Below are 17,901 nucleotides of genomic sequence, written 5' to 3'. Positions count from 1 at the left end.
TTTTAGTTAAAGCTCTTTAAAATTAGCATTATAAAATTCTTTAGGCACATGAAAACAAATAGCTTTTTATTTATTTAGTGTACCTATGCCATTTAACTACAGTTTTCTATATGAATTCTAATATTTATGCTGGAGAAATCAAAATTCAGTTGATATTATAATAGCTCTAGATTAAATTTTTTTAATACAGTGGAATTTTTTATAACCACTAAGGCAATAAAAGTGTAAAGTTTTCTTTCCATTTGGAAACTATTCTTTACACTTTTAACTTATCCTTCACATATTTTGTACTTCTTAATTTTATTAATAATAGTAGTGTGTGAAACCCCTAATTCCTTTGCTGTTTTTCTAAGACTTTTGTTTTTTGAAAGAGCAGTTACTATTGCCTGTTTTTCACAAATTTCCACAACTTCTTTAAGTTTCAACGCTTTATGCTCATCCAAATCAATTTTATTTTCCATCTTACTCCCTATCCCTATGTCCATAATAAGATCCTCTGATGATATATATTTACCATCACATAAATTCATAGCCCTCTCAATTACGTTTTGTAATTCGCGTATATTTCCTGGCCAATTATATGCCATTAATTTATTTATAAAAGATAGCTCTGCTCCCTTTATTTCTTTGTTTAATTTTCTATTGAATTTGCATATAAACAGAGTAACTAAAGATGATATATCATCTAACCTATCTCTAAGAGGTGGAATAGTTATTGGAATAACATTTAACCTATAATATAAATCTTCTCTAAATTTTTTCTGCTGGATCATCTCTTCTAAGTTCCTATTAGTAGCTGCAATAATTCTTACATTTACATTTTCTTCTTTTGTACTACCAATCTTTCTAATAACGCCTTCTTGAAGAACCCTTAAAAGCTTTGCCTGCAGCACTATAGATAGTTCGCCTATTTCATCTAAAAACAAGGTTCCACCATCCGCTTCTTTAAAAAGACCTTCTTTTCCGCTATTCATGGCACCCGTAAAACTTCCCTTTTCATAACCAAATAGCTCGCTTTCTATTAAATTATCTGGAAGTGCCGCGCAACTTATAGTTACAAAAGGATTATTTCTCCTACTACTTAAGCTTTGAGTTGCCTTTGCGAATAACTCTTTTCCGGTCCCACTTTCTCCTCTAAAAAGTATAGTAGAATCACTCTTAGCTACAGTTTCAACTATTTTTTTTACGTTCTCAATCTTATTGCTATTTCCTACGATTTCCTTAAATGCCCCTTCAGTAGTTCCAGCAATAACATTTGCAATCTCTATAGCTTTATGAATATCTTTAATAGATGCAACTGCACCTACTGTAATATTATTGTCATCTACAATTGGTCTACCTGTAGTTAGATAGTGTACTTCCCCTCTTTCTGTTTTAACATTAACCTCTACATTGTCATACTTTACCCCACTATTTATAAGTCCTACAGCTGGGGCATCTCCACCTATTAATTTTCTAATATCCGTACCTATTGCCTCTTCTTTTTTACAATGAAATACTTTTTCACAATAATTATTAAAGATGTCTATTTCAAATTTTTTATTTACAACCATTATTCCTTCATCTACTGAATCTAAAATAGCCAAAAGTTTTCTTTCATTTTCCTCATAATTAAGTAAGTTGATTTCATTAACCCTAGCCACATCTTCTATTGCACAAAGCTGTTTTTTTAATGTATCCTTCTTATCATCATCCATATTTTGCATCTTAACACAGATTTTTTCTGGAAACACTTCTACAGAAAGTAGATTTATTGCTAATTGATAAATTTTTTCTAATATTATTACAGTTATACCTAATCTATCTTTAGTTATTATTTCAAATCTAATATTTTTCTCCATGCTGCCTCTCCTAACTTATGATTTTAAAAGGGTAGTGCCACCCACGTGGCAAGTGGCAAAAGTGACAAGTTCTATCATATCGATAGCTGTTTTTCTAATATTATCTATAAAGTTAGCATGATATAATTGGCTTAATTCTATAAAATAGCACTCGTTAAATTTTCTAGTTAATTTTGATCTGTAATTTTCTAGCTCTATATTTAGAATAGTTAAATTCATACCAAGAATGCCCTTCTGATAACTCATTTTTTACATCTTTTAAATATTTATTAACTTCTCTAGCAACCTCAATGTTAGAATCCTCTTTTAATTTTAATATCTCTGGAATAGCATCATAGGATAAATTCCTTAAATACTCTACATCAATTTTCTGTGTTTTATAATATATGTCTATATTCTTACTCGCAATCATTTTATCCACATTAATGTAGTTTACTAATACATACATACTCAAAACAATTAGGATTATTACCTTGTTAAGTGGCATTTTTCTATTCCAAATCCCTATTAATGCTGCTACAAATAGCATAAATAGCATAAACATAAATATATGAACAAAAATCCTTAAATAGGTAAATCCATAGGTTTGTTCATAAAGTGACATCTTATAATGAGCTGAAAAAAGCATATTAAATGTAAACGCTATAAGTATACTTAAAAATACATTAGATATATTATTTATCCTCTTATTATCCTTTTTAATAAATTTCATACTGCTAAGTAATATAGTAAAGTTAATTATCGTAACGGCCACAAGCTCAAAAAATCCTTTTCTTGCATATTCTGAGTAAGTGAATCCGCCAGGAATAGAGTTATTCCCTCCACCATAAAGATAGGAAAACTGAACTATTGAAAATAAAAGATACACTAAATTTATCATGAAAATAATTGTCAAAATAGTAACTGGCTCCCATTGCATATCCTTCTTCTTACTTTCACCTTCATCAAAGGCATATTTAAAGCTCCATACATATGAAAATATAAGGATGAAAGCTATTATAACAACTAAGAAATGACCTGTTATTTTCCCCATGCTTATGTCGCCTAGTCCAATAGAAAAATTGGTTATATAGTTTTTGAATACCATATCTGCTGATGTTAATAAAACTATAATAACAATTAATAGGGGTATAGAAATAACTACTCCTTTTAAAATGTTTTTCTTTGTAGGACTTATTTCTTTTTTATTTCTCAAAGTTATATTCCCTTTTATAAAGATAAAAGGTTTATAAAAATTCTCTGAAATAGATTTAGCACCTCTATTAAATGCTTTTTTTATAAAATTAAAACTATCCCATTTTATGTTCTCATATTTAATTAATACGGTACTTACTAAGGTGAGTACCAATATCATTATCCCATTAAAAAAGTTTAAAATAGTATTTGAATGAATGGAATAATTTAATGCTATTAATATAGTAGGAATAATCATGATAAAACCAACATTTTTTTTAACGTAAACCTTTTCCCGAGTACTCCATAAGAAAAACCCCATGAACATAACATAGAAAATAGGCATAGAAATACCAGCTTGTTTACCTATAAAAAATCTTTCATAAATTATTGCCAAAATAAGAGCAATACCAATAGTATAAATTTTTTCATTCATATCAATTTTAGCATCTATGTTTTTTGTTTCTTTCATACGTTTTTTATCTAATAACCTTATGTTGTCATACTTATAATTTGGAAAAGAAAAAACTAAACTTTGGACTGCCTTTAACCAATTTTCACTATAATCCTGATCTATACATTCTTCTACTAAAAGTCTTAAATAATTTATATTATTTCTATGAAATTTTTCTTTTTCAGATAAAGAAATCCACTCAAGACCCTCTATATAAACATCCCCTACATATTTTTTAATTTCTTTTGTTGAAATATCAAACTTATTATCCTCACTTTCTATATTAATTAAATAAGTTTGTATATCTAAAGATAACTCTTTACTAAATTTTAAATTAACTTTGCAGGGCATATTAATTTGCTCTGTGATTTCGCGAGCAATTGCATCATCAGGAGTCTCGCCCTCATTTACTTCTCCTCTTATGAAAAAATTAATAGGTTCACTATTTTCTTTATGACCATATGCCATAAGAATCATATTTTCTTTTACAATAATAGCTTGCACATACTTTTTCTCCATTATAAGTATCCCTCCGTAATATTATTACTCCTCACTATATTCAAGTATATCTCCTGGTTGGCAATGCAGTTCTCTACAAATAGCTTCTAAGGTACTAAATCTAATGGCCTTTGCTTTAGAAGTCTTTAATATAGATAAATTTGCATTTGTAATTCCAACTCTGCTTGATAACTCTTGCAATGATGTCTTCCTTTTTGCCATCATAACATCTAAATTTACGACAATTGCCATATTCATCCTCCTTATATTGTAAATTCATTTTCTTCTTTTACTTCAATCGCTTGTTTAAATACCTCCGATAAAATTAGAATAAACCATCCAACAAAAAAGAATATTAAGAATTCAATGTCAGTGTGTATTCCATTAGCGTCAACATAGGCAATATTAAAATTTTTGTATTGTCCGTTTATAAAAAAATTCAAAGCAAAACAAATTGCGATTGAAAAACATAGTAGTGATATTCTTTTCAAACAAAGCACATTATGTCTAATAAATGGTGTTACCTTTATTAGAGAATCAACTATTTTTCTAAGATTAAACAAGATTAATATAATAGAGATTCTTCCTATGGTAAATAAGATATATGTACTAATAAATCTACCTGAGGACATATCTACTCCTTTTTCCGTTAAAGTTTGCTTTGACATTATAATATAGACAACTAAACCAATAACAATCATAATATCTAATAATATTTTTAATAATGAAGCTAAGGACATTTTCCCATAATATTTCATTTAATATTCCTCCTGAACTAATATTTCTTTCAATTTTAATTTTACTACTAATTAAATTGTCTTTCAATGTATTTTTATTGTTTGTCAATAAATATATTTACTTTTACTTACCTTTACTTGATTTTATTTCTATGAACCCCAAATCTGCGTCATTTCCTCACAGTTTTCTAATAGCTCATCTAGTGTTCCTTGTGCTTCCACATGTCCATCTTTCATAACTATAATATTATCTGCCTTTTGAAGTGCAACCCGCCTATTGGAAACTACTAAACATGTTTTATCTTTATTTTCAAAAATTCTATTCCAAAGTTTCATTTCCGTTTCTACATCAAGCGCACTTGATATATCATCAAAAATTAATAGCTCTGGGTTTCTTACAAACATACGAGCAGCTGCTACTCTTTGAATTTGTCCTCCTGATAATTTAACTCCCTTAGGACCTATAATTGTATCAAGCCCGTTTTCTAAGGTAGCTAAATCCTCCTTAAGTATTGCTGAAGCTATGGCACTATTTAAGTCTACCTGATTTTCTGGAAGCCCTAGTAATATATTATTTCGCATGGTGTCACTAAATAAATTTGGTACTTGCGCTGTATAAGCACTAATTGGTGGCACAAAAAACTCTGAAGGTTCTTTTACTCTTTCACCATTCCAATATATTGTGCCACTATCTGATGGAAGTAGCCCAATCAAAGTCTTTAGCAGGGTGGTTTTTCCTGAGCCTATACGTCCTGTAATTACCGTAAAGGATTTCTCCTTCAAAGTGAAATTCACATCTTGTATTCCACCATTTGAATTTTTATATATATAAGTTAATGCTTCTACCTGTAGTTTTCTTAATTCTTTTCCTTCTACATTTAAATTGCACTTTGGCTTTTCAAGTTTTCCTTTCAAATATAATGGATTATGCTTTACCAAAGTTTCTTGTGGTTCTCCCTGTAAAAGTTCATGCATACGTTTGAAAGCTACACCTGTTTGCTGATAATCAGATATAAAGGTTCCAAAGGAGTGAGTAAAATCAGCTACAAATGTTAAATAATATATAAACAATGCAAAATCCCCTACAGTAAAGCTTCCAGCTTTCATACTTTGCCCTACTAAAAGCAAAATAAATCCTGTACCTATGCTCACTGTATTAGTAAATACTGAATCTAAAAGCTGGCTTAATACACTATCTCTAAGTACCATTTTATGTCTCTCTTTATTAAGCTTATTTAAGTGATTCATAATATACTCTTCTGAACCTGAAACTTGAATAGCTTGTACCGACCCAAATATCTCTCCAAGAGCCCCTGTAACTTTTCCTGTAGCTTCTCTAGAAGCCCTTCTATATTTTTCTACACGCTCACTAGCAATTTGTGCAATAGCTACTACTGCTACTAAAGGCGTAAATACAAATATAGTAATTTTGGCATTTATATTTAATAAAATAACTATTGCCACTATAGCAAAAACTGCTGTTCCAATTACATCTAGTGTCCAACTAATTGCATCCTCTGCTTTCTCAGCATCATCACGAAAACAGTTAACAGCCTCACCTACTGAATAAGGTATTGAATTTGACCCTGGTTTTTGTAGAATACATTGGAGCAAATTTCGTCTAATAAGTGCACTCATAGTAAATCTATGAACAATATCAATTCTGGCTCCACAAAATATCCCCATAATAGTCACAATTGCCGTAACTGATATTAAGACTATAAGCCCCCAAATACCAATATTGAGGCTTGCTTTTCCACTAAGAGTGTCAAAAAACTCCTTAGCTATAAGTCCTGGTATTACTGGAGATACAAGAATAAATATCCATATTAAACAATTAGCAAAATAAAGCCATGGTCTATATTTTATAAGCTCCCACATAAGTCGAAAGGTCTTCATATCCCCTTTATTTTCTTTTTTCATCCCTATTTTATTTATGCTATTTTCCATTTATTTATCACCCCGTATTCCTTATATTCTAAAATTAATTCTAATTTCTCAACTATTCTTCTACGCAATTATGGATTCTTCCACATCTTCCATACTTTTTTGAAGTAAATTGAAAAATTTAGATTCTTTATCCCTTAATAATTTTTCCCTATTACCATATTCTATAACTCTTCCATTTTCTAAAATCAAAATATCATCAGCTCTCTGAACTGTCCATAAACGATGAGCTATAATAATACAGGTTCTATCTTCTAAAAGCTTATTTAAAGCTCTTTCAATTAATTGTTCTGTTATAGGATCTAGCCTAGATGAGGCTTCATCTAGTATAACAAGGCTTGGATTTTTTAGAAAAACTCTAACAAAAGCAAGTAACTGCGCTTCTCCAGTTGATAATCCCCCTCCACCAGCATCTAGAATAGTGTCTAGTCCATTAGGCAATGAATTATACCATTCTTGTAGTCCTATATCGTGAAGTGTAACTAGTATTTCTTCATCTTTAATATTTGGATTAAAGAAGGTTAAATTATCCCTAACTGTAGCATTAAAAAGTTGAACATCTTGTGTTACAAAAGCTGTGTTACGCCTCAGTTCCTTTAGTGATACTGTATTTAATTTTTTACCTTCAAAATAAATATCACCAGTATCTGGATCATAAAGTCTTGCTAGCATACGAGCTAGAGTTGACTTTCCACTACCTGTACGTCCTAAAACTCCAAGAACCTTTCCTTTAGGAATATTAAAAGAAACATCATTTAATACTGGAACCCCCTCTTCATATTCAAAGGAGATATTCTTAGCTTCAACAGATATTGCTCCATCGCTAAATAGCTTTTCAGTACCATCCACTATCTTTGATTTCATATTTAAAAGCTCTTGAACCCGAGCTACACTTGCTCCAGCTTTTTGTAAATCCTCAAGCTGAGTTCTTATTTCTTCAATAGGCTTACTTAAGGATTCAGTATAATTAAAAATCAAATAAACTGTTCCAATAGTAATTATCCCTTTAGTCCAAAGGTACCCTCCTACACCAAAAGCAATAATATTTCCTATAGCAAAAATACCTAAGGTACTTGCCCACATAAGGTAATATCTTAATTTAGCTTTTTTCGTAATTAAAAGCCAATTTCTTATGTGCTTATAAAATTTATACATAACATACTCTTCAGCACCACTCGAGCGAACATCCTCTGTGTTTCCAATCTCTTCTCCTAGAAAACCATAAAACTTAGCACCAGTTTCTCTATCCTTAACCCATTTGTCCACAGAATTCGCTTGAATTTTCCAAAGAGTATACATAGCAGCAAAAGCAAAAATAGATAAACTTATACCCACTCTAAAATCTTCTCTAAATAAAAGAATTAATATACCTATAACCAATACCCCATTGGTTAAAACATTTATCATGAATTTTGAAAAGAAATTAAATAATGCCGTAACATCTCCATCTACTCTTTCAATAATTTCTCCTGGCTGATGGCTTTTATGAAAGCTCATATCTAAATTAATACAATGCTCCACGAGTTCTGCCCTTAATGCATTAGTAGCTGTCCACCCTACATTTTGACTTACATAGGTTGCTATAACGGCAAGCACCTGCTGAATTAATGCTGCACCTATAAATATAAGAGCAGCTATAGTTAACATTTTAGCCGACTTTCCTTCCGTAGCTGCATCTATAAAATAACGTAGAATCTGAGGATTAACTAATTGAAGTGCCACGCTGCTACCTAAAATTAAGGTAAGCAAAAATACTCTAAACTTTTGTGGCTTTAAAAATTTCCATAATAATTTTATATATTGTTTAAATGGTGTATCCATTTTAATTCTCCTTTCTTGGGTTTCCTGGGGACAGTTAACAACTTATTGAACTATGGTTAACTACACCCCAGGGGTGTAATTTTTACCAAATAATCTAAACCTCCACAAGTAAGATTCCTTCCTTGCCGAGCTCTAAACTTCCTAAACGTACTGTTTCATCCCTAGTCATATTTCTAATTTAATTTAATTTCTCATTTCACCTTAGCACACCGATTCTTTTTCCACTAAAAACATCTCAGTTGTTTCTACCCCTGCTAAAAATCCCAACTTATGATAACTCATTTCCGCATCATTTCCTAATGTTACAAATAATCTAAGTACAGTATGTTGTTCTTTTAGTACTGTCAACGCCTTCTTAATCATATTTCTAGCAAGTCCATTTCCTTGAAATGATGGCTTTACTGCAATATCATACACATTAGGCCATTCTTCCCATATAGATATTAGACATGCTCCTACTAATTCATTAGTTTTTTTATAATATATTAGTGTAGATGCCTTGTTTACTAAGTTATTTTGCAAATTATCATTCAGATAATATTTTACTGATTCTTGTTGCTTATCAATCGTTGAATTACCATCATCACCAACTCCACCTTGAAATGCTTCATTAAATAACTTTACTATTTCCATTTCACGCTCTACGGTTGGCAAGACTATTTGGTATTCATCACTCCAATTAATATTGAATTCTTCAGTGGGTCTAATCATACATCTACGTGCTTTTCCCGTTCTAAACCCTGCTCTTTGATAATATTTAATTTCCTGTGGTTTTACTCCACCTACAATAATCTTTTTACTTTCATCAGACCAACATATCAAAATATTTCTTAATTCATTTAATACCTCATCATATTGGTTATATGGTGGTTCTAAAAATAAACAGTTCATATAATTTGGTTCAAGTAATACCCCCCCCATTCTGTGACCATCTTTTTTAATCCAATAGCAAATATCGCAATCTTTTAAAACTGAACAATACATATCAAAGCTCTGTCTAAACCATACATTTATACTGAAAATTTCATATGTTGCAAAGTGAATAGAAAATTCTTTCCACTCTGCTTTATGAATACTATATCCTTCTGATAACTCATATACATTAATTTCTTTAGACCACTGGTTGTATTTCATCTCGAAAAACTCCTTAATTTATATTTTCTTTCTCCAGAAATTTATATTACCAACTAATTTAAACCCTACTGATTCGTATAGTTTATTTGGAGCTAGATGTCTCTTTGGATCGCTTGTTTGAACTGTTGACTTTTCAGCTCCCAGCTCTCTAGCTTTTTGTAATGCATAACGCATTATTACTTTAGTTAATCCTTTACATCTATGATTGTAATGACATGCCACAGCTTCAAAACTTGCCATTTTATTCTTCTCATCATATGTCCCACTACAAAATGCAGCTACAGTATGGTCTGGTGCCATAACTGCAACATCCAATTCATTTCTGTAAGTAGCATTCTCAGTAAAATTTTCTAGGGTTTTTTCATCTACAGGCATTCCTAGACAATTCCTATAAATATAAATTAAACTGCTTTTATCAGAAACCTCTGATAAATTCTTTATGTAATATCCCTCTGGCAGCACTGGTATTTCCACCGGAACACTATGGTCAAAGACACGATGGGGTCTATATTCTCCACTGTTACAATATCCCTTTTCAATTAAAATCTTCTCTATTTCAATATCTCCATCATAAACCCACCACTCAATTTGCTCATATCCTTCAATAGATTCTCTTAAAGCCATTTCCCCAATATCAATCATTTGCTGAAATGGAACTCCTATATTAGGATTAATAAGAAACTCCAATGAGTCTCCGTCTGGCGATATTCCCCCTAAAAGCTTCTCATCTTCAAACCATAAATAAATATTCTTAAGTGCCTCATCTATACTTTCTAAACCTTTTCCTTGTGGTAAATCTAGTAACGAACAATATTCAAAATTTCCTATGTTACAATAAAACTTTGGTCCTGTAACCGATATACTTTCAATTAGAAATTCTCTTATTTTTATTAAATCCTCTTTATCTTTGTATTTTCTATAACTTATTGTCATTTTATTTCCTCCTTGCTTAATCTAATTTATCTTCCCTATTAATAGTTCTTGAACTTCCCCAGCTAAATCCCAAACATTACAATCTTGATTTGCAAGAACTACAAGTGTTGTATCTATGGAAGGATAATAATTAAATTTACATGCCACCCCAGGGTTACAACCATCTTTAGTTATATATATCATTTCATTGTTATCATTGCTAACAATGAATTCATAGCCATAGCCCATCATATGTGTTATTTTTTCATACTTTGTATGCACTACTTTTGGTGTGAATAAATCCACTGTCATTACTTTAGACAATACCCTACCATTGTAAAGCTGGCGCACAAACAAATCTAAGTCTGCAACCGTTGTGAAAGCTCCACTATCTGGTGATCCTATTGGTGGATATGCATATATATTTTTTCTCCAGCCAATAACTTCATCTTTTTCATTGCATGTTTCTGCATACCCCTCTGCAACATTTTCATTTACCCCATCCATACTATAGAAGCCAGTATTCTTCATATCTATTTTTTCAAAAACATTTTCTTTTATATATTCTCGGTACTTCTGACCAGTAACCTTTTCAATAACGAGTCCCAATAAAACAAAGGCAACATTATTGTACCTACAACCCTTTCCTGGTTCGAAATTAGGTTCTTTATTAATAAATTGTGGTAGAAAATCAACTGTTTCTCTTACAGAATAGTTTGGCTTTTCCTTCCAAATATCTTCATACTCTTCTCCTGCTTCTTCATCTGCATCATCCCCAATTCCAGAAGTATGCGTTAGAAGATGATAGATATTAACCTCTTTTGATATATTAGTGTCTTTGATATCTAAAATATCTAATACCTTATCTTCAAAGGATATTAAATCTTTATCAATTAATTGAAGTATTCCAACTGTAGTAAACAACTTAGTAATAGACGCAGTATCAAATTTTGTTGTAATTGTATTCTTAATTTTAAATCCCTTATGCGCATCTCCATATGCCTCATGAAATAGAGTTAACGCTCCTTTTTTAACCAGTGCTGCACCAGAAAAGTTATTCTCTTTTGCATATTTATTAAAAATTTCTTTTATTTGTTCTTGTATATCCATAGTAACTCTCCTCCATTCTGCAAATATTATAACTCATCAATTCTTACAAGCCAGTCATTAATTAATGAGTTAAATAATTTCTCCTGTTCTAGCTGCAAACAATGTCCTGCTCCATCCAATATAGCGAAAGTTGCTCTCGGAAAGTTTTCTAGTATACTCCATGCGTCCTTATAACCCACGCAATCGTCTTGTTTTCCTAACAATATAAGAGTAGGTTTATCAAACTTTTTATTTAACTTATCTACATCGAATGATAACGCATATCCACTTTGTTGAAGGTTTTGCAAAAATTCTTCATCTGCAATTTCAAAACCACACAGTCCTTCATTTTTATTTCTTTCATAGATTCTTTGGCTTTGAACCACGAATGAAGAATTAAAATCTTCAGCCTCCTCTGCTGTTAGCCTAGATAATAACTCATTGTCTTTTACTAAAACAACATGCTCTTCAACACTTCGCTTCTCATAATTTGGTATTATAAGTGGACAAATTAATAAAATGCCATCTACCCTATCTGCCATTTTGTTAATTACTCCTCTTGTCAGATATCCGCCATATGATTGACCCGCAATTAGAAAATTTTCATTTGGGATGGTTTTTTCAATAAAACTAATTACAATATCAAGCATATCATCAGAGCCCTTAATCCATTCCGCACTCTCTGATTTTCCCATACCTGGCAAATCAAAATATATTCTTTTATAACCCTCTTTATCACTAAATACAGGTTCCATACATCCAGCCATTAATCTGTGGTCTACATAATAACCATGTAGCATAACAATTGGTTTTCCATTACCTACTATTTCATAGTTTATAGATAGATTTTTTATCTTACATTCCATTATTCTTCCTCCTCCTATTTCCTAAATCTGTATACAAGCACTACCTCATCATCATCCATTTCTCCATTTCTTTTAAAACCTATACTTTCATATAAATGGAGAGCTCTATGATTTTCATGATGAGTACTTGTATAAATTTCCTCTGAGCTATGCTTTTCTTTTATCATCTGCAACAATTTATTTACTGCTACTCTTCCGTAACCTTTATTTTGATATTCTTCAGCAATATATAACCTATTCATGCAAAATATATCAATATCTTCTTCATCATCATAAATAATTTTATACATTACAAACCCAATCATTTTGTCTTCGTTAAAAATACAAAAGGGATATGTTCTATCAAGTACATATGCTTGTACAATAGAAAACATATTGCTTGCAACATGCTCTAGTTTTGGCATTTCAATACATTCTCTATAATTCCCTTTGGTTACTGGTTCAAATCTAATATTCATAATAATTATCCCCCATTACAAAATTATTTTTCCCCAAAAGCATATAAAACGGACATCGTAGCAACTATCCCTTCCGCTTCTTTAATTTCTCTAAGCCTTTCAAAAACTTCTGTTTTAAAGTCTCCCATCCTATCTTCTGGTATCATTTCTAATACCTTTATATAGCCATGAGTCCAAAGTTTGTCCCACCATTCTTGTTCATCTTTATATATGAAATCTTTTTCTTCACTTATAACTTGCATGTTTTTAAATCCAGCGCCCTTTAAAATTTTATATAAGCCTTCTTCTGTATGAAATTCAGGGCTCTCCTCCTCTTGATATTCATCTAGTTCATCCTCACATTCTGGCAAATATTTTTGGACTAAATCATCTAACCACATAAATTTTTCATCTTCTTTTCTTAAAAAGGTAGTGAATGAAAATCTGCCACCATTTTTTAGAACTCTCATGAATTCATTGAAGGCAATTTTATAATCCGGAAAGAAAAACACTCCAAATCCACATAGTATATGATCAAAAGTTCCGCTGTTAAAATCTAAGTTTTCAGCGTCCATTACTACTACTTTTGTATTCTTAATACCTCGTTTTTGAATTTCCAAATTAGTTTCATTAACCATTCCTTCTGCTATATCAATACCTATAACTTTTCCATTCTCGCAAACTTTCTCTGCTGCTAAAAAAAGAGAAGCTCCTTTTCCTGATGCAACATCCAGTACTTTTTCACCTTCCACTACACCCGCAAGTTGGACCAACCGCTCTCCAAAGTATGCAAAAATTCTTGGCCCACTACTATCAAAAACTGCTGATACCTTGTTGAATAAATCCGTTATATTCTTCTTAATTTCTATGTTTTTGTTTTCCATAAATAATCTCTCCTTTTTGTAACTAAAAATATACTCTAACGCCTCATCAATTTTCTTATCTAAATCCTCAGGGATGCAATGTCCAAATTTATCTTTATCTACAATTTCACACTTTAGCCTACCCTCTTTCGATGTATTCATTATCTCTTTTTGCTCCTCATAACATTCATCTTTATTTTCTGTTAAAATTACTCCTTTAACTCCATTTTCTATTGCCATTCCTATCTCTCCTCCTTAAGAATCTCAGGTTTATATGGACATAAAGTATAAATTCTTTAACTAGAATATCCAAAGTAGGCATTACACCTACTTAATTTTAATATACATATTTCTATATGCCTAACAAATGCATAAGACCCTTAGCTAGGTTAATCTTTACATCCATATAGGTATGTCCACCCATAAATTCCTCATATTTAAAATTATAGCCTTTACGCTCTAATATTTTTACAAACTCTAGATTAGCCTTATAATGTTTCTCTGCTTCCTTTTCAAATTCACCAAAAGTAACATAAAAATCAAGTGGAAGCCTTTCTTTCTTTTCATATTCTCTAAGTATAAGACCTCTTTCGTTTTCGTCACCTTCTGCTTTCCAATAAAGGCCCCCAGAATGACAAAATACCTTTGCAAAAATTTCCGGATGTTTTAATGCTGTATAATTAGCAGTAAGTCCCCCATAACTGAAACCAACGATTACATTTTTTTCTCTATCCTTTGTGATGTTATATTTTTCATGCATCCAAGGAAGTATCTCCTTTGTAATTAAATCAACAAATTTATCTGAACAAGTAAGCTCTATCTCTCTCTCTTCCTGAGTTTCAATAAATACAGCACACATAGGCGGAATTTTTCCCTCTGCAATTAGATTATCAATAACTATTGGTGCTTTAGATATATGAACATATTCCCATCCATCTGTAAATATTGCTAATCCATAAGGCTCTTCATTGTTACTATAAGCTGCTGGCGTATAAACCCATACTCTTCTTTTATTATTTAAAATCTTGCTTTCAAAATCATTAAATAGTTCTAGCTTACCTTTAGGTACGTCTTCTTTCTCAATTGTCCATATACTCTCTTTAAATTCAGGTAGACTAACATAAGACTCCTCCTTAGATATCAAATAACATTCATCAGGATATTTTTCATCCTCAATACATACATATTTATTGGGATTATGTGGATCCACTCTAAAATCACAATCATCCCATTCCTGCCCTTCACGTTCTTTAACTACAAAAAAATATACTGACTGAGCATCTCCTCTTCTCCTCCATGTCCTATACCATAAATTAGTATCTAATAATTGCTCAAATTTGTTATTTTCTTCATCATAACCAAACATTTCACCAATTGCGCATACATTATCTATAGGCCCCGTTGCTTTCCAAAGTAATGTAACCATATAGTTTTCATCATCGCCCTCAATTTTTTCAATTAAAGGTGATCCATTTTTCTCAATATTTTCCCAAAACACTTCTAATGCTTCTTCTCTTCCACCTTGTAAATCATCATGTAATACCCTTAATATCAGACTTACTATTTTACTGTTCCCCATTATTAATCAACCCCTTGTTATTAATATAATTCTCAATTTTAAATTATTGCTTTTCAATATAACCTAATTAACCCTAAAAATTATTTTCATAATCTCTCACTGTTAAATGAAATTCTGCAGACTACCACATAAATTTAATTCCATATGTATGTCATATGGTTCTAATTCGTAAAGTTCCTTGTCTATTTCATCCGTTACCCTTGCACCCATTGCCAAGTAGAATTCTACTGTCTTTCTAGTTGGAGTGGCCGAAATATACAATATTTTAGCACCTAATACCCTTGCTTTTCCCATTGATAAACACATCAACTTTTTACCAATACCTTTTTTACGATAGCTTGTACTTATGTACAACATATCCAACTTAATTTTATCTTTATTTTCACCCATAAATCCACTTTCTAAAGCTGCTAGTCCTACTATTTTACCTTTATCAAAGGCGCCATAAATTGTGCCTTTTCTATCATATATCTCATCTAATCTATTAATAAAACTGTTAAGCTCTTCCAAATCCCATCCTTGAATATCATAAAATTCTTTTACTAGTTCAAGTTTATGGTTTTTAAAATAATAGACTTCTTCAATGATTTCTTTTCTGTCAATTTCAGTTAAAAATTTTAGTTCATCTTTTTGTAATAATCTATAGTTCATACAATCTCACCTTCCTGTATAAATTCAGTACTTATAAAATACCATCTTACACTCCTCTTCAAAGCCTACCTTACTGTATAACTTAATTGCTTGTAGATTTTCAAAACTGACACATAACTTAATATTGTGTATCTCTTCAAAAGAAAAAATCCAATTGATTGCTACTCTTATTAATTTACTTCCTAGTCCTTTACCTCTCATATCTTCTCTAACTCCGAAAAATTCAATACAGCTTTCACCAAACTCTGGTTCAACCTCTGCATAAATATATCCTATCAATTCCTCATTATCTTTTATAAAAAACACCTTTCTATGATCATTAATGCGACTTAAAATATCACTTCCGGAATAATAAGTGTTAGGAAAATTTTCATCATGAAGTAACTTGAATTCATTATAGTACTCTGAAGTAAGTTCAAAATCTTTCACATCGAAGATTTCTTTAAATTCATCTCTACTAAGCCTCATAATAAAGTGTTCACCAGTATTTCTAAATCCATATTCCTTGGCAAATTCTATACATTGAATGTTTTTACTATTGCAAAACACTCCAAAACTACCACAGCAATTTAATATATTTTCTTTTAAAAATAGCCATAGTTTACTCCAAACATTTTCTTCACTATATAATTCATCTACAAAAGGTCCCCATAATTCTCCATAGTTCTTTTCCTCATCTACATCTATCCCCAGCACCCCTATAAGCTTTTCACCATCATATGCACCAACAAAATATTTTTCAATAGTCCCCTCTTCAAAGTCTTCGTATAAAGCATTAAGTACTTCTTCTTTTGTTTTTTCACAATATCCTATATTATGATTTTCTTTAGAATTCATAAATGATACAAATTCTGCCAGTTTATATATTCCATTGTTTTTTATTGTATTTATTTTTATCATATGAACCCCTCCTACTAGCTCTTATAATCACTGAGCAATTACTAATTGTAATCCCATTATGAATATCTCTTAAGTATATTTATACCCTCCCAGTAATAATCAGGTGCCTGTATTTTAGCCCAACTGCATATACTAAGTCCTCCATAAAGTTCATATAATTGCCTTTTCTTTTCTAAATCATCACTAAACTTCATGTACTTTTCATATCCCAGTTTGAAAGCTTCTGCAAATTTTTGATTTTCATCTAATAACTTATAGTAGCAATCAATTATTTCTGAATCTCTATCATATGGAACACAATGCTCAAAATCAATTAGCGCTGAAAGTTCCCACTTATTATCTACTTTCTTAACAAGAATATTTCTCTCTCCAAAATCTCCATTATGAAGGTATGACACTTTAACATCATCTACTAAGTTTAATTTTCCCTTTAAAATTTCTGCACATTGTCTTTGAAGTGGTTCTTCCTCTAAATGTTGGTCAAAGAGCTCCTTCAAAACTGCATCAACATTTTTTCTAAAAAGCCTAGAAAAATCTTTTATATTATCTATGCTTTTTCCATTTTCATCCCAATTACCAAAAAAATCAAAGGTCTTTAATCTATGTATTTTACCTAGCTCTTCTCCCATTGTTTCGTATATTTCTTTTGCATTATCTTCACTCATAACATCTTTAACTTTGGCAAATACTTCACCCTCTATATGCTCCATAAAAAGCCACTCTGTACCACCGCAAAGTTTGCCTAGCTTTAAGATTTTAGGTGCTTTAACATCACTTTCTTCAAGAAACCTTAACGAAGCCACTTCCCTATTCCATCTATTTTTTTTGTAATAAAGCTTAACTACTCCTATTATTCCACTTTCATTTTTAACGATATAAACAAGGTGTCTTTGAAGTTCATGATTTCCTATTGGTACTACTTCTATATTCTCATTTAGTAATTTAGATATTATTTCTTTGATATGTCCATCTGAATAATTTAATATATCCACTTCCTCT

16 protein-coding genes are annotated in these 17,901 nt (G+C 31.0%); all 16 read right to left on the bottom strand.

Going from position 1 to position 17,901, the window contains the following annotated elements; genetic code table 11:
• Window positions 1–269: 269 nt before the first annotated feature.
• Window positions 270–1,841, bottom strand: a complete 1,572-nt coding sequence (locus tag ACREV6_RS14590) for a sigma 54-interacting transcriptional regulator (RefSeq protein WP_431578772.1) — start codon at window positions 1,839–1,841, stop codon at window positions 270–272.
• 163 nt (window positions 1,842–2,004) lie between these two features.
• Entirely contained in the window at window positions 2,005–3,987 is a 1,983-nt protein-coding gene (locus ACREV6_RS14585; RefSeq protein ID WP_431578771.1) for a DUF4153 domain-containing protein, read from the bottom strand.
• A 24-nt stretch (window positions 3,988–4,011) separates the two neighbouring features.
• Window positions 4,012–4,218, bottom strand: a complete 207-nt coding sequence (locus ACREV6_RS14580) for a helix-turn-helix domain-containing protein (RefSeq protein ID WP_431578770.1) — start codon at window positions 4,216–4,218, stop codon at window positions 4,012–4,014.
• 11 nt (window positions 4,219–4,229) lie between these two features.
• Window positions 4,230–4,724 carry a DUF2975 domain-containing protein gene (locus tag ACREV6_RS14575; RefSeq protein WP_431578769.1) on the bottom strand — a complete coding sequence of 165 codons (495 nt, stop codon included), beginning with the start codon at window positions 4,722–4,724 and terminating at the stop codon, window positions 4,230–4,232.
• 129 nt (window positions 4,725–4,853) lie between these two features.
• Window positions 4,854–6,653 (bottom strand): ABC transporter ATP-binding protein, encoded by a 1,800-nt coding sequence (locus tag ACREV6_RS14570; RefSeq protein WP_431578768.1) that lies wholly within the window; start codon window positions 6,651–6,653, stop codon window positions 4,854–4,856.
• A 60-nt stretch (window positions 6,654–6,713) separates the two neighbouring features.
• A complete protein-coding gene (locus ACREV6_RS14565; RefSeq protein ID WP_431578767.1) occupies window positions 6,714–8,471 on the bottom strand; it encodes an ABC transporter ATP-binding protein in 1,758 nt (585 codons plus the stop codon).
• Window positions 8,472–8,672: 201 nt separating this feature from the next.
• Window positions 8,673–9,605: a GNAT family N-acetyltransferase gene (locus ACREV6_RS14560; RefSeq protein WP_431578766.1), complete on the bottom strand. Its 933-nt coding sequence runs from the start codon at window positions 9,603–9,605 to the stop codon at window positions 8,673–8,675.
• 18 nt (window positions 9,606–9,623) lie between these two features.
• Entirely contained in the window at window positions 9,624–10,538 is a 915-nt protein-coding gene (locus tag ACREV6_RS14555; protein WP_431578765.1) for a GNAT family N-acetyltransferase, read from the bottom strand.
• Between the two features lie 21 nt (window positions 10,539–10,559).
• Window positions 10,560–11,627 (bottom strand): serine hydrolase domain-containing protein, encoded by a 1,068-nt coding sequence (locus ACREV6_RS14550; RefSeq protein ID WP_431578764.1) that lies wholly within the window; start codon window positions 11,625–11,627, stop codon window positions 10,560–10,562.
• Window positions 11,628–11,653: 26 nt separating this feature from the next.
• Entirely contained in the window at window positions 11,654–12,472 is an 819-nt protein-coding gene (locus ACREV6_RS14545; RefSeq protein WP_431578763.1) for an alpha/beta fold hydrolase, read from the bottom strand.
• 14 nt (window positions 12,473–12,486) lie between these two features.
• A complete protein-coding gene (locus ACREV6_RS14540; protein WP_431578762.1) occupies window positions 12,487–12,930 on the bottom strand; it encodes a GNAT family N-acetyltransferase in 444 nt (147 codons plus the stop codon).
• Window positions 12,931–12,953: 23 nt separating this feature from the next.
• Window positions 12,954–14,012, bottom strand: coding sequence for a class I SAM-dependent methyltransferase (locus ACREV6_RS14535; protein WP_431578761.1), 1,059 nt, complete (start codon window positions 14,010–14,012; stop codon window positions 12,954–12,956).
• Between the two features lie 112 nt (window positions 14,013–14,124).
• Window positions 14,125–15,351, bottom strand: coding sequence for an alpha/beta hydrolase (locus ACREV6_RS14530; protein WP_431578760.1), 1,227 nt, complete (start codon window positions 15,349–15,351; stop codon window positions 14,125–14,127).
• 102 nt (window positions 15,352–15,453) lie between these two features.
• The gene (locus tag ACREV6_RS14525) at window positions 15,454–16,002 is read right to left on the bottom strand and encodes a GNAT family N-acetyltransferase (RefSeq protein ID WP_431578759.1); all 549 of its coding nucleotides are present in this window, start codon (window positions 16,000–16,002) and stop codon (window positions 15,454–15,456) included.
• 24 nt (window positions 16,003–16,026) lie between these two features.
• Window positions 16,027–16,902 (bottom strand): GNAT family N-acetyltransferase, encoded by an 876-nt coding sequence (locus ACREV6_RS14520; protein WP_431578758.1) that lies wholly within the window; start codon window positions 16,900–16,902, stop codon window positions 16,027–16,029.
• Window positions 16,903–16,958: 56 nt separating this feature from the next.
• Window positions 16,959–17,894 (bottom strand): aminoglycoside phosphotransferase family protein, encoded by a 936-nt coding sequence (locus ACREV6_RS14515; protein WP_431578757.1) that lies wholly within the window; start codon window positions 17,892–17,894, stop codon window positions 16,959–16,961.
• Window positions 17,895–17,901 lie beyond the last annotated feature (7 nt).

Source organism: Clostridium sp. (assembly GCF_050717515.1).
In the GTDB taxonomy this organism is placed as follows: Bacteria; Bacillota; Clostridia; order Clostridiales; family Clostridiaceae; genus Clostridium_AD.
The sequence above is the reverse complement of the archived record's forward strand: the minus strand, read 5'-3'. Positions and strand labels throughout refer to the sequence as shown.